General features: G+C 70.6%; 16 protein-coding genes. 10 read left to right on the top strand and 6 right to left on the bottom strand.

What is annotated here, in order from left to right:
* The first annotated feature begins 68 nt into the window (after window positions 1-68).
* Window positions 69-542, top strand: coding sequence for an Lrp/AsnC family transcriptional regulator (locus tag QNO21_RS05360; protein ID WP_257518804.1), 474 nt, complete (start codon window positions 69-71; stop codon window positions 540-542).
* 7 nt (window positions 543-549) lie between these two features.
* Here the strand turns inward: QNO21_RS05360 and QNO21_RS05355 are convergent, their stop codons facing one another.
* Window positions 550-1,476 carry an EamA family transporter gene (locus QNO21_RS05355; RefSeq protein WP_257518803.1) on the bottom strand — a complete coding sequence of 309 codons (927 nt, stop codon included), beginning with the start codon at window positions 1,474-1,476 and terminating at the stop codon, window positions 550-552.
* A 118-nt stretch (window positions 1,477-1,594) separates the two neighbouring features.
* Between QNO21_RS05355 and QNO21_RS05350 the strand changes: the two genes are divergently transcribed.
* Window positions 1,595-2,155, top strand: coding sequence for a CGNR zinc finger domain-containing protein (locus QNO21_RS05350; RefSeq protein ID WP_257518802.1), 561 nt, complete (start codon window positions 1,595-1,597; stop codon window positions 2,153-2,155).
* On the opposite strand, the gene QNO21_RS05345 is transcribed toward QNO21_RS05350, so the two are convergent.
* The gene (locus QNO21_RS05345) at window positions 2,115-3,014 is read right to left on the bottom strand and encodes an alpha/beta fold hydrolase (RefSeq protein ID WP_257518801.1); all 900 of its coding nucleotides are present in this window, start codon (window positions 3,012-3,014) and stop codon (window positions 2,115-2,117) included. The genes QNO21_RS05350 and QNO21_RS05345 overlap by 41 nt on opposite strands.
* A gap of 71 nt (window positions 3,015-3,085) precedes the next feature.
* Here QNO21_RS05345 and QNO21_RS05340 point away from each other — a divergent pair, with 71 nt between their 5' ends.
* The gene (locus QNO21_RS05340; RefSeq protein WP_257515747.1) at window positions 3,086-3,829 is read left to right on the top strand and encodes an exonuclease domain-containing protein; all 744 of its coding nucleotides are present in this window, start codon (window positions 3,086-3,088) and stop codon (window positions 3,827-3,829) included.
* A gap of 55 nt (window positions 3,830-3,884) precedes the next feature.
* Here the strand turns inward: QNO21_RS05340 and QNO21_RS05335 are convergent, their stop codons facing one another.
* The 3 genes from QNO21_RS05335 to glgA all read right to left on the bottom strand — a co-directional run bounded on the left by QNO21_RS05335 (window position 3,885) and on the right by glgA (window position 6,255).
* Complete coding sequence (locus tag QNO21_RS05335) at window positions 3,885-4,136, bottom strand: type B 50S ribosomal protein L31 (RefSeq protein WP_191719139.1); 252 nt, start codon at window positions 4,134-4,136, stop codon at window positions 3,885-3,887.
* 121 nt (window positions 4,137-4,257) lie between these two features.
* Window positions 4,258-5,052: an ABC transporter ATP-binding protein gene (locus QNO21_RS05330; RefSeq protein WP_257518800.1), complete on the bottom strand. Its 795-nt coding sequence runs from the start codon at window positions 5,050-5,052 to the stop codon at window positions 4,258-4,260.
* 9 nt (window positions 5,053-5,061) lie between these two features.
* On the bottom strand, window positions 5,062-6,255 hold the full coding sequence (gene glgA, locus QNO21_RS05325; RefSeq protein WP_257518799.1) for a glycogen synthase: 1,194 nt from the start codon (window positions 6,253-6,255) through the stop codon (window positions 5,062-5,064).
* Window positions 6,256-6,329: 74 nt separating this feature from the next.
* Between glgA and glgC the strand changes: the two genes are divergently transcribed.
* From glgC to QNO21_RS05310, 3 genes are read left to right on the top strand one after another with little or no spacing between them, the layout of a single operon-like run.
* Complete coding sequence (glgC, locus tag QNO21_RS05320; protein WP_257515750.1) at window positions 6,330-7,574, top strand: glucose-1-phosphate adenylyltransferase; 1,245 nt, start codon at window positions 6,330-6,332, stop codon at window positions 7,572-7,574.
* A 35-nt stretch (window positions 7,575-7,609) separates the two neighbouring features.
* A complete protein-coding gene (gene serB / locus QNO21_RS05315; RefSeq protein WP_374211404.1) occupies window positions 7,610-8,245 on the top strand; it encodes a phosphoserine phosphatase SerB in 636 nt (211 codons plus the stop codon).
* A gap of 52 nt (window positions 8,246-8,297) precedes the next feature.
* Entirely contained in the window at window positions 8,298-8,987 is a 690-nt protein-coding gene (locus QNO21_RS05310; protein ID WP_257518798.1) for an alpha/beta fold hydrolase, read from the top strand.
* Window positions 8,988-9,002: 15 nt separating this feature from the next.
* Here QNO21_RS05310 and QNO21_RS05305 read toward each other — a convergent pair whose 3' ends face one another.
* Window positions 9,003-9,713, bottom strand: a complete 711-nt coding sequence (locus tag QNO21_RS05305; RefSeq protein WP_257515752.1) for a beta-ketoacyl-ACP reductase — start codon at window positions 9,711-9,713, stop codon at window positions 9,003-9,005.
* A 114-nt stretch (window positions 9,714-9,827) separates the two neighbouring features.
* Between QNO21_RS05305 and QNO21_RS05300 the strand changes: the two genes are divergently transcribed.
* The 4 genes from QNO21_RS05300 to QNO21_RS05285 are packed head-to-tail and all read left to right on the top strand — an operon-like array spanning window position 9,828 to window position 11,893.
* Window positions 9,828-10,403 carry a DUF4190 domain-containing protein gene (locus QNO21_RS05300; RefSeq protein ID WP_257518797.1) on the top strand — a complete coding sequence of 192 codons (576 nt, stop codon included), beginning with the start codon at window positions 9,828-9,830 and terminating at the stop codon, window positions 10,401-10,403.
* A 43-nt stretch (window positions 10,404-10,446) separates the two neighbouring features.
* On the top strand, window positions 10,447-10,806 hold the full coding sequence (locus QNO21_RS05295; RefSeq protein ID WP_257516993.1) for a DUF3099 domain-containing protein: 360 nt from the start codon (window positions 10,447-10,449) through the stop codon (window positions 10,804-10,806).
* Entirely contained in the window at window positions 10,803-11,006 is a 204-nt protein-coding gene (locus tag QNO21_RS05290; protein WP_257515189.1) for a hypothetical protein, read from the top strand. Before QNO21_RS05295 ends, QNO21_RS05290 begins: the two co-directional genes overlap by 4 nt.
* Entirely contained in the window at window positions 11,003-11,893 is an 891-nt protein-coding gene (locus QNO21_RS05285; protein WP_257518796.1) for an SURF1 family cytochrome oxidase biogenesis protein, read from the top strand. Before QNO21_RS05290 ends, QNO21_RS05285 begins: the two co-directional genes overlap by 4 nt.
* The last annotated feature ends 37 nt before the right edge of the window (window positions 11,894-11,930 follow it).

The raw sequence follows: 11,930 nt of genomic DNA, 5'->3' as shown, positions 1-11,930 counted from the left end.
AGCACGCGCCGAGATATTGAGCATCTTGCGCGTGTCCGCCCGCGCGTCGCGTGCTAGCGTTTCGCACTATGACCACCCTGGACCACGTCGACCTGGCCCTGTTGGACGCCCTGGCGGACGACCCGCGCGAAACGGTCGTGGCGCTGTCCGAGCGACTGGGACTCTCGCGCAACACGGTGCAGGCGCGCATGGGAAAGCTCGACCGCGCCGGCGTCTTCCTGTCGTACGAGCGCGCGATGGCGCCCGCTGCCCTCGGTTACCCCCTCGAGGCGATGCTCAGCGTCGTGGTCCGGCAGGCCGATCTGCCGCGGATCACCGCCGAGATCGCCGAGATCCCCGAGGTCATCCAGGCGCACGGCATCAGCGGCGCGGTCGACCTGGTCGTGCGGGTGGCCGCCCGTGACACTCAGCACCTGTTCGACATCGACGCGCGCATCCTCGCGATCGAGGGCGTCGAGCGCTCGGAGACGTCGCTGGTGATGGAAGAGGTGATCGGCTACCGCGTCCGGCCGCTGATGGGGTTGGCCCGCGGCGCGGCCTGACGCCTCGTCAGCGCCTGCCCGGCGCTGCCGCCACCGTCACGCGGGGCGTGGCATCCATCCGCACCAGAACGACGCCGACGAGGATGAGCGCCCCACCGGCGAACTGCACGGGCGCCGGCGCCTCACCCAGGAAGATCCACGCCATCATCAGGGTGAACAGCACCTCCGACAGTCCGACGAAGGATGCTACGCGCGCGCCGATGCGCGGCACCGCCACCACGCCGAGCGCGTAGCCGAGACTCGTGCCGATCGCGCCCACCCACGCCAGCGGCATCCACCACGGCACCTCGACGCCGGCCAGCACCACGCTCACCTCAGGAGCGGCGAACGGCAGGATGCCGGTCAGGAGCAGCACGCCGATCAGCCCCGTTCCGATCAGCAGCCCGCCGGATGCCAGCGCCAGCGGCGGCAGTCGATCGCCGCTGCGCTCGGCGATCGCGAAGTAGACGGCGGTGCATGTGGCCGCACCCAGCGCGAACAGCGTGCCGAGCAGATCGAAGCGCGCACCGGTGAGGTCCACGACCAGCACGAGGCCGGCCATCGCGACGAGAGAGCCCGCGAGGACGAGCCTCGACGGTGCGCGGCGCGTGCGCGCCCACACCCAGAGCACGAGCAGCACCGGCGCGAAGTACTGGATGAGCAGGGCCACGGCCACCGGCATCCGCTGCATCGCCGCGAAGTAGAACAATTGACAGCCGGCCACGGCGGTCAGTCCGAAGGCGACGATGATGCCGCCGTGTCTGCGCAGGAACCCGCGCTCGCGGCGCAGCGCCCGCACGAGCGCCGGCGAGAGGACTAGGCCGGCGAGCCCCATCCGCACCAGCAACACAGCCCCGAGCGACCAGCCCGCTTCCAGCAGCGGCTTCAGGAACGGGCCGGAGAAGGAGAACGCCAGGGCCGAGGCCACCGCGATGACGAGTCCCGAGGTCGCCACGCGCGGAGGTCTGGCGACGGCGGAGGACGGCCGTAAGGTACGTGTGCTCATGCTCCGCCTGTCAGGAGTGTGATGTGATTCACTGGTGACGGTACGCTCACCGACGTCAGGGGTCAATGTGCTCTTCGCTCGTGACACGACGCAAGCTCTCGCGGCGGCCGTCGACCTCGTCAACACGCTGCCCGCGACGGCCACCGACGGCGTCGACCGCCTGGTGGACAGAGCGGATCTGCAGCGGTTCCTGGAGGTGCACCGCTACACCGGATCCTTCACGGGCGACCAGCGCGAACTCGAGGCCGTGCGCACCCTCCGCCCCCGCCTGCACGAACTCTGGCTGACCGACCGTTCCGGCGCCGTGCCGCTGGTCAACGGCATGCTGCGCGACGGTCACGCCCTGCCGCAGCTGGTGATCCACGAGGGCTACGACTGGCACATCCACGCCACCCGCGACGACGTCACGTTCGCCACGCGCATCCTGGTGGAGACGGCGATGGCGTTCGTCGACGTCATCCGCCTCGATGCCTACGAGCGAGTGCGCATCTGCTCCGCCGACGACTGCCTGTCGGTGTACATCGACTATTCCAAGAACGGCTCGAAGCGGTACTGCGACACCGGCAACTGCGGCAACAGGATGAACGTCAACGCGTACCGTCGGCGGAAGGCTGCAGAAACCGCCTGATCGCCTTCGCTGCCGGCCGCGGCGTCTCGTAGTGGATGAGGTGTCCCACGCCGTCGATCTCGACCAGCTGCGCGTCGGGGAACAGCGTCGCCAGGTGCCGCTCCGCCTCGATGGGCGTGATGTCGTCCTGCACCGCGGCCACCAGCAGGGTCGGCTGGTGGATCGCCGGAGCGTAGGCGCGGATGTCGTTGGACACCGAGGCGAGGAACGCGTCGTGCAGCACGTCGCGGTCGGCGAACCGCGAGAAGTACGTGTCGTGCTGGTCGTGCACGAAGCGTCGCAGGGCTCGGTCCCGGGTCTTGGTCATCGACATGCTCATGACCCGCACGATCAGGCCGCTGCGCAGCACGGCATCGCCGAGGCGGCGAGGCAGCCGCGCACCGGCCCAGTAGTAGAAGACCGCCAGCCGGGTGAGGATGCCACGGGGGCCTTCCAGCGCCGGCGCGCCGATCGGGTTCACGAGGATCACCCGCGGGGTGTCCAGTCCGCCGGCGACGGCCGCCGCGACCACGATGGAGCCGAAAGAGTGCCCGAGGATCACCGCTCCGGGTGCGGTCGCGGCGACGAAGTCTGCGAGCCACTCGGCGTAGGCGGCGAGGTCGTGGCGACGGCCGGGAAGGGGGGCGGTCTCGCCGAATCCGGGGAGGTCGGGCATGAGCACGCGGATGCCGTCGAGGTGCGCGACCACCGGCTCCAGGCCGTGGTGCTCGCCGCGGAAGCCGTGCACTGCCACGATGGTGTGCTCCGCCGCGGCGGGACCGTACTCCCAGTAGGCGGTCGTGCCACCCTGCACCGCCACCTCGTGTCGGCGCACCGGAATGCGCGCCAGCGAGTCGGCATAGGGGTGCGGGGCCGTCATCTTTCAAGTCTAAGAGGCGGCGCCGGTGTGCCTGCCCGCCGATGTCGGCGCCCGGCTTTAGCGTTGTCGACATGACGATGTGGCAGCCCGAGCCGCTTCTCGGCTTTCCCGAGCCTGCGCGCATTCCGGCGTGGACGCGACTCGTCGGCGTCTTCGACCTCGAGACGACCGGCGTCGACGTCGAGAGCGACCGCATCGTCACCGCCCACGTCGGCGTGATCGACGGCTCCGGCTCGGTCGTGCACGCCCGGGACTGGCTCGCCGACCCCGGCATCGACATCCCCGAGGGTGCGACGGCGGTGCACGGCATCACGACGGCGCGCGCCCGCGCCGAGGGGCGGGCCGCAGCCGAAGTCGTCGCCGACGTCGTGCAGATGCTGCGGGGGCTCTTCGCCTCCGGCATCCCGGTGGTCGCCTACAACGCCTGCTACGACTTCTCGCTGCTCAAGCACGAAGCCGCGCGACACGGCGTTCGCCCGCTTCGATCCCCCGGGCCCATCATCGATCCCCTCGTCCTCGACAAGGCGCACGACCGGTACCGCCGCGGCAAGCGCACGCTCGAGGCCGTCGCGGCGCACTACGCCGTTCCGCTGGAAGGCGCCCACGACGCGTGCGCCGACGCGGTCGCCGCCGGACGGGTCGCGCAGGCTCTCGCCGAGCGGTTCGGGCCGCAGCTGCCCCCCACGGCGCAGGAGCTGCACACGCAGCAGATCGCCTGGGCGCGGGCGCAGGCCGCAAGCCTCACGGAGTACTTCATCAAGGTCGGCCGGCTCGACCCCGACGACAGCCTCGACGGCAGCTGGCCGGTGCGCTGACTCCGCCGTGCAACGAAGAAGGCCCCGCCGAAGCGGGGCCTTCTTTCGCGGCGACTTACTTGGTGCCGAAGTTCTTGAAGCGCTGGTTGAACTTCTCGACGCGACCGGCCGAGTCCATGATGCGCTGCTTGCCCGTGTAGAACGGGTGCGAAGCCGACGAGATCTCGACATCGATGACGGGGTACTCGGTGCCCTCGAACTCAACGGTCTTGTCGCTGGTGACGGTCGAGCGCGTGAGGAACAGTTCTCCCGAACCCAGGTCGCGGAACACGATGGGGCGGTAGTCGGGGTGGATGTCAGTCTTCATGAGGTGTCCTTGAGGTGGTGCTCTGGATTTTGCCAGAACGGTCAAAGTCTGCGGTGCGAATGCACCAAGGAACGATTCTATCAGCCCTGCGGCACACCGCGTACCGCCGCCGGACGTGCGGTCAGGCGGAGGCCACCACGGCGCGGGCCGAGTAGCGCCCCGCTTCTTCGTGCAGTGCGATCTGCAGGCCGAACGCCTCGGTGAGGTTCTCGGCGGTGAGGGTCTCGGCGATCGGGCCGGCAGCCACCACCCTGCCCTCGCGCAGCAGCAGCACGTGGGTGAATCCCACCGGGATCTCCTCCACGTGGTGCGTCACCATGACCATGGCGGGCGTCGTCGGCGCCTGCGCGTAACCGCTCAGCAGCGCCAGCAGCTCCTCGCGCGCGCCGAGGTCCAGGCTCGCGGTGGGCTCGTCCAGCAGCAGCAGCTCGGGGTCGGTCATCACGGCGCGCGCGATCTGCACCCGCTTCTGCTCGCCGTCCGACAGCGTGCCGAACATGCGGTCGGCCAGGTGGTCGAGCTTCCACTCCGCCAAGACGCGCAGGGCGCGGCGCTCGTCGATGTCCTCGTACGCCTCGTTCCAGCGGCCCACGACCGCGAACGCAGCGGTCAGCACGACGTTGAGCACCGTCTCCTCCGGCGGCACGCGTCGGGCCATCGCCGACGAGGCGAAGCCGATGCGCGGGCGCAGCTCGAACACGTCGGTGCGGCCGAGCCGCTCCTCCAGGATCGTCACGAGTCCCGACGTCGGGTGCATGAGCGTCGCGGCCAGCTGCAGCAGGGTGGTCTTGCCCGCCCCGTTGGGCCCGAGGATCACCCACCGCTGGTCGTCGGTGACGGTCCAGTCGACATGATCGACGATGTCCCGGGCATTCCGGCGGACGACGACGTCGGAGAACTCGAGAACCTCAGCCATGCGCCCAGCCTATCGGCCGCCGCCGGTCACCTCGGCGTACAGCGCGGCCGTCGTGTCGGCGATCGCCTGCCAGCTGAAGGCCTCCGCGGCGCGGGCGCGGCCGGCGCGCCCGTATTCGGCGGCCCGCTCGGGGTCGGAGACGACCTCGGTGAGCACGGCGGCGAGGTCGGCGACGTACTGCTCCGGATCGGTCGGCGTTCCGGTGCCGTCCTGCACCTGGTCGATCGGCACGAGACGCCCGGTGACGCCGTCGACGACCACCTCGGGGATGCCACCGGTCGCGGTGCCGACGACGGCCGCACCGCACGCCATCGCCTCGAGGTTGACGATGCCGAGCGGCTCGTACACCGAGGGGCACACGAACGTCGTCGCGGCCGACAGCAGCGTGCACAGCTCGTGACGCGAGAGGTGACGGTCGATCCAGACCACACCCGAGCGGTTCTGCTGCAGACCGCGCACGAGCTCCTCGACCTCCGCCATGATCTGCGGGGTGTCGGGGGCTCCCGCGCACAGCACCAGCTGCACCTCCGGCGGCAGCAGGGCCGCGGCACGCAGCAGGTACGGCAGGCCCTTCTGACGCGTGATGCGGCCGACGAAGACGACACTCGGCCGCGCGGCATCCACCCCCAGCTCGGCGAGAAGCTCGGGATCCGACACGGGGTGCCAGGCGTCGACGTCGATGCCGTTGTAGATCACCCGCACCTTGTCGGGATCGAGCGTCGGGTAGCTTCGCAGGATGTCCTGGCGCATCCCTTCGCTCACGGCGACGATGGCTGCCGCGCCCTCGTAGGCGGTCTTCTCGACGTAGCTCGAGATGGCGTACCCGCCGCCGAGCTGCTCGGCCTTCCACGGCCGCAGCGGCTCGAGCGAGTGCGCCGTGACGATGTGCGGGATGCCGTGGAGGAGCGAGGCCAGGTGCCCGGCGAAATTGGCGTACCAGGTGTGGCTGTGCACCACGTCGGCGCCGGCGACATCGCCGACGATCTCGAGGTCGGTGCCGAGCGTCTGCACGGCACCGTTGGCCGATGCCAGCTCCGCCGGAACGCCGTACGACGTGGTCCCCTCTTCGTCGCGAGCGGCCCCGAACGCGCGCACCCGCACCTCCAGCTGGGACCGCAGCGCCTTCACCAGCTCGGTGACGTGGACGCCGGCCCCGCCGTAGATCTCCGGGGGGTATTCCTTGGTGACGATGTCTACGCGCATGCCACGAACGCTAGTACAGCGCAAGTGATCGCGCCTTGCTGGCAGGCCCCCATCGGTGGCCATAGTGTTGAGCCATGCCTACGACGCCGAAGGTCTTCGGAATCATCCTCGCCGGCGGCGAGGGAAAACGCCTCATGCCCTTGACCGCCGACCGCGCGAAACCCGCTGTTCCATTCGGCGGCCAGTACCGCCTCATCGATTTCGCCATCTCCAACCTCATCAACTCGGGGCTGCGGCAGCTCGTGGTGCTCACCCAGTACAAGTCCCACAGCCTCGACCGCCACATCTCGCAGACGTGGCGCATGTCGGCGCTGCTGGATTCGTACGTCGCCTCGGTGCCGGCGCAGCAGCGACTGGGCAAGCGGTGGTTCTCGGGTTCGGCCGATGCCATCCTGCAGAGCCTCAACCTGATCAACGACGAGAAACCCGACATCGTCGTCGTGGTCGGCGCCGACCACGTGTACCGCATGGACTTCCGGCAGATGCTCGACGCTCACATCGCCTCCGGCAACAAGGCGACCGTCGCCGCCATCCGCCAGCCGATCTCGATGGCGAACCAATTCGGCGTCATCGACGTGACCGCCGAAGACCCCACGAAGATCAAGGACTTCCTCGAGAAGCCGCAGGATCCGACCGGCCTCGCCGATGCACCGCACGAGGTGCTCGCGTCGATGGGCAACTACATCTTCGACGCCGACGCGCTCATCGAGGCGGTCGAGGCCGACGGAGAGGTGCCGACGTCGAACCACGACATGGGCGGTGACATCATCCCCTACTTCGTCGAGCGCGGCGAGGCGGGCGTGTACGACTTCAAGCGCAACGAGGTTCCGGGCTCCAACGACCGCGATCGCGACTACTGGCGAGACGTGGGGACGATCGACTCGTTCTTCGACGCCCACATGGATCTCATCTCGACGCTGCCGGTGTTCAACCTGTACAACACCGCGTGGCCCATCCACTCGCAGACTGTCAACTCGCCGCCGGCGAAGTTCGTGCGCGACTCGGTCGGCCGCATCGGCAACGCGATCGACTCGATCGTGTCGCTCGGCTCGGTGCTCTCGGGCACGCACCTCGAACGCAGCGTGGTCGGCCCCTGGGCGCTGACCGGCGGCGGCTCGACCATCACCGATTCGGTGCTGTTCGACCACGTCGACATCGGGGCGGGCGCACGGGTGCACCGGGCGATCCTCGACAAGAACGTGCGACTGCTCGAAGGTGCGACCGTTGGCGTCGACCGCGCACGGGACCTGTCCCGCGGCTTCACCGTGACCGACTCCGGCATCACGATCGTCGGCAAGAACGCGGTCGTCGAGCGCTGACACAGCGGCCCCGCGGCGCGCGATAGCGTGGAGGCGTGCTGCCTGCCCGGTTCCTCGTCGTGTTCGACGCCGATTCCACGCTCATCCGCAACGAGGTCATCGAGCTGATCGCCGACGAGGCGGGCCGCGGCGCCGAGGTGGCCGCGGCCACAGAGGCGGCGATGCGCGGCGAGGTGGAGTTCGCGGCGAGCCTGCGCTCCCGCGTCGCTCAGCTGCGGGGGGTGCCGGTGGCATCCTTCGCCCGCGTACTGTCCCGTGTGGAGCCGACCCCCGGCGTCCGGGAGCTGATCGCCGCCATCCACGAACGCGGCGGGATCGCCGCGGTGGTCTCCGGAGGGTTCCACGAGATCCTCGACACCGTCGCGCCGGACCTCGGCGTCGACCTGTGGCGGGCCAACCGCCTGCACGCCGCCGACGGAGCGCTCAGCGGCGCCGTCGACGGCGACATCGTGGATGCCGCGGGCAAGGCCGCGGCGCTGCGGGAATGGGCCGCGGCACACGGTGTGCCGATGTCTCGCACCATCGCCATCGGCGACGGCGCGAACGACCTGCAGATGATGGCGGCCGCGGGTCTCGGCCTGGCCTTCAACGCCAAGCCCGCTGTGCGCGCCCTGGCCGACCTCGTGATCGAGCGGGTCGACCTGCGCGAGGTCATCCCGCTGCTGCCCTGATCCTGGGGGCCGAGACGTGTCGGATGTCGGAGCCCCGGCGTAGCCTGCGGCCATGGACGTCATCCTCATCCCCGGACTCTGGCTCGACGCGTCGTCGTGGGACGACACGCTCCCCGCGCTGCGCGCGGCCGGTCACTCCCCCCGCCCGCTGACGCTTCCCGGCGTCGGCGCTCCGGCAGACGACAGTGCCGAGATCGGCATGGCCGACTGGGTCGACGCGGTCGTCGCCGAGATTGACGCGACGTCAGGCCCCGTCGTGCTCGTCGGCCACAGCGGCGGCGGCAACGTCGCCTGGGGCGCCGCCGACGCCCGGCCCGACCGTGTCGCCCGCGTGATCTTCGTCGACACCGTCCCGCCGCCCAGCGGCGGGACCATCTCGGAGTTCGACACCGTCGACGGGGTGGTGCCGTTCCCGGGCTGGGACTTCTTCGACGCCGACGACGTCGCCGATCTCGACGCCCCGACGCGGGCGGCGACGGCCGAGCGCACCCGCAGCGTCCCGGCGCGCGTGCCGACCGATCCGCTGGCGCTCAACGACGCGCGCCGACACGCGGTGCCGGTGACCATCCTCTCCGGGGCGTTCGACGCCGAGACGCTTCCGGCGATGATCGCCGAATGGGGCGCCTTCGCCGACGAGTTCGCGGCGATCCACGACGCGCAGGTGGTGCACCTCGGCAGCGGTCACTGGCCGCAGTTCTCACAGCCCCAGTCGTTCGCCGACGCTCTCGTACGCGCCATCTGACGTGTCGGCGCGGGGTCAGTGCCCCATGCCGAGACCGCCGTCGACGGGGATCACCGCGCCGGAGATGTAGGCCGCATCGTCCGAGGCGAGCCACGCGACCACTCCGGCGACCTCGGCGGCCGTCGCGAAGCGTCCCGCAGGGATGTTGCGCTTGTACTCCGCCTGGGTCTCTTCGGGCAGCGCCGCGGTCATGTCGGTCTCGATGAAGCCGGGGGCCACGACGTTGGCCGTGATCCCGCGACCGCCGAGCTCGCGCGTGAGGGACCGGGCGAAGCCGACCAGACCGCTCTTCGACGCGGCGTAATTGATCTGACCCGCCGAGCCGTAGAGTCCGACGACGCTGGAGATGAGGATGACCCGGCCCCATCGGGCGCGCAGCATGCCCTTCGACGCGCGCTTGACGGCGCGGAACGTGCCGCCCAGGTTCGTGGCGACCACGGAGTCGAAGTCCTCCTCGCTCATCCGCAGCAGCAACGTGTCCTTGGTGATGCCGGCGTTCGCGACGACCACCTCGACCGGGCCGAGCTCCCGCTCGACCTCGGCGTAGGCGGCATCCAGCGACGCGGAATCCGTCACGTCAGCGCGCACCGTGAGCGTCCCCTCCGGCCCCTCGCCCGAGCGGGCGGTGACGGCGACCCGGTGACCGTCGGCGACGAAACGCTCGGCGATCGCGCGGCCGATGCCACGGTTGCCTCCGGTGATGAGGACGACGCGTGCGGTGGTCATGAAGCTCCCTGGATGGTGCGGACGTGCGGCGGCCCCAGCCTAGTGCGGCCCCCGTTTGACACCCGCGGTGCGGCACTGGGACCCTGGGGACAACCCGCGAGGAAAGGCGAGACGTTGAGCACCCCCGACAACACACCCCCGGCCGGCGAGACCAACGAGCCGGCAGCGCCGACCCCTCCCCCGTACACCGCGCCGGCCTACACGCCGCCGCCCGCCTACAACCCTCCGCCCGCCGGGGCCCCCTACGCCGCTCCGCCGGCACAGCCGCCCTACGCGGCACCCGCCGCGCCGGCCCCCTACGGCCAGGCAGGCACCGAGCAGCCCTCGTACAGCGCTCCGGCGTACCCGCCGGCGCCGCCGGCGCCGTATGGCCAGGCACCGTACGGCCAGGCCCCCTACGCCGGCGCCTACGGGTACGCGCAGCCGAAGACCAACCTGCTGGCGATCTTGTCCCTCGTGAGCAGCATCCTCGGCATCATCGGCATCCTGCCGATCGTCGGCTCCATCGCCGGCGCGATCCTCGGCCACCTCGCGCTGCGCCAGATCCCGAAGTCGGGTGAGAAGGGCCGCGGCATGGCACTGGCCGGCACCATCGTCGGGTGGGTCGGCATCGGCCTGGTCGTGCTCCTCATCGTGCTCTTCGCGGTCATCTGGATCGTCGGCGTCGGCTCGCTCTCCAGCACGTACTGACCGGGGCTCCAGCCTGCGCCAGGCGGCGTAGGCTGGAGGGACCGTGAAGAAGTCGACCAGAGCGCAGACTGCGACCTCGCTTCCCGCCGCGCCGCGCGACGAAGCAGCGTCGCGGATGACGAACTACTTCATCACGATGGGCGTGCGCGTCGCGTGCTTCGTGCTGATGGTCGTCGTCACCCCGTACGGCTGGTACACCGCGGTGTTCGCGGTCGGTGCGATCGTGCTTCCGTACATCGCCGTGGTGCTCGCGAACGTCGGCAAGGACACCCGCCCGACGGCGCCGGAGAACCCCGGTCGCGCCCTGACCAGCACCGCGCCGACGCCCCCACCGTCGCCATCCCGACCGACGGTGATCCGCCTGGACGAACAGCGTCCGCCTGCCCCCGGAGAACCGACGTGAACGAGACCATCTGCTCGCGCGCAGGCTGCCATGCCGACGCACAGTGGCTGGTGGTGTGGCGCAATCCGCGCATCCATCCCGAGGACCGACGCAAGCGCTGGGCCGCGTGCGATGAGCACGTGGCCTACCTGCGCGACTACCTTGTCGCGCGGGACTTCCCTGTGGCGGTCGAGCCGCTGACCGCGGCGGCTGCGCCGTGAGTCGGCGTCCGGTGCCGGCCGCCGTCCGGTGGTCGGGTTACGTGGCCGTGGCCGTCGTCTTCGCGATCGCCTGCGCCTACCTGTCGCACTGGCAGTTCGCACGCGGCGAGGAACGCTCGACGCAGCTCGAGCTGGTGGAGCGCAATTACGATGCCGCGCCGGTACCGCTGGCGCAGCTGATCCCCGAATCAGGCGAGATGGATCCCGGCGACCAGTGGCACCCGGTCACCCTCGTCGGCGAGTACGACGCCGATGACCAGCTGCTCGTCCGCAACCGGCCGCACGGAGGCACCGCCGCCTTCGAGGTGCTCGTGCCGTTCCGCACCGACGACGGGCGCGTTCTGCTCGTGGACCGCGGATGGGTGCGCCCGGGAGCAGATCAGCCAGAACCCGACCACGTCCCCGCCGCGCCCGAAGGGCCGGCGACGGTGGTCGTGCGACTGAAGGCCGGCGAGATGCTGCCGTCGTCAGGCCGATCGGCACCCGAGGGTCAGGTCGCCACGATCCACCTTCCGCTGATCGCCGAGCTGGTCGACGGCGGCGACGCCCTCATCGAGAGCGCGTACGGGCTGATGGTCAGCGAGGACCCGGCGCCCGCGGAGGCTCCGAACGCGATCGCGTCGCCCTCGGAGGACCCCGGGCCGCACCTGTCGTACGCGATCCAGTGGATCCTCTTCGCCGTCATGGGCTTCATCTTCATCGGCTACATGATCCGCACCGAGCTGCGCGTCCGCCGCGAGGATGCGGCCGACCGTGCCGAAGCCGCCGCGCGCGCCGGCGAGGATGCCACGGGAGCCCGTCCCGTGCGCCGGCCGCGCCCCGAGAAGCGTCGCCGGGATCGCGACGCCGAGGCCGAGGACGCACTGATGGACCGCGCGGGCGGCTGACCCCCTCCGGGACCGTCGGAGCCGTGCGTCAGCCCGT

The sequence above is a fragment of the Microbacterium sp. zg-Y818 genome, assembly GCF_030246905.1.
Taxonomy (GTDB): Bacteria; Actinomycetota; Actinomycetes; order Actinomycetales; family Microbacteriaceae; genus Microbacterium.
The sequence above is the reverse complement of the archived record's forward strand: the minus strand, read 5'-3'. Positions and strand labels throughout refer to the sequence as shown.

What these genes read in the sequence shown, in the direction of transcription:
- QNO21_RS05360 (WP_257518804.1), top strand. Translation starts at nt 69, where the DNA reads ATGACCACCCTGGACCACGTCGACCTGGCCCTGTTGGACGCCCTGGCG.
- QNO21_RS05345 (WP_257518801.1), bottom strand. Translation starts at nt 3,014, where the DNA reads ATGACGGCCCCGCACCCCTATGCCGACTCGCTGGCGCGCATTCCGGTG.
- QNO21_RS05340 (WP_257515747.1), top strand. Translation starts at nt 3,086, where the DNA reads ATGACGATGTGGCAGCCCGAGCCGCTTCTCGGCTTTCCCGAGCCTGCG.
- QNO21_RS05335 (WP_191719139.1), bottom strand. Translation starts at nt 4,136, where the DNA reads ATGAAGACTGACATCCACCCCGACTACCGCCCCATCGTGTTCCGCGAC.
- QNO21_RS05330 (WP_257518800.1), bottom strand. Translation starts at nt 5,052, where the DNA reads ATGGCTGAGGTTCTCGAGTTCTCCGACGTCGTCGTCCGCCGGAATGCC.
- glgA (WP_257518799.1), bottom strand. Translation starts at nt 6,255, where the DNA reads ATGCGCGTAGACATCGTCACCAAGGAATACCCCCCGGAGATCTACGGC.
- glgC (WP_257515750.1), top strand. Translation starts at nt 6,330, where the DNA reads ATGCCTACGACGCCGAAGGTCTTCGGAATCATCCTCGCCGGCGGCGAG.
- QNO21_RS05310 (WP_257518798.1), top strand. Translation starts at nt 8,298, where the DNA reads ATGGACGTCATCCTCATCCCCGGACTCTGGCTCGACGCGTCGTCGTGG.
- QNO21_RS05305 (WP_257515752.1), bottom strand. Translation starts at nt 9,713, where the DNA reads ATGACCACCGCACGCGTCGTCCTCATCACCGGAGGCAACCGTGGCATC.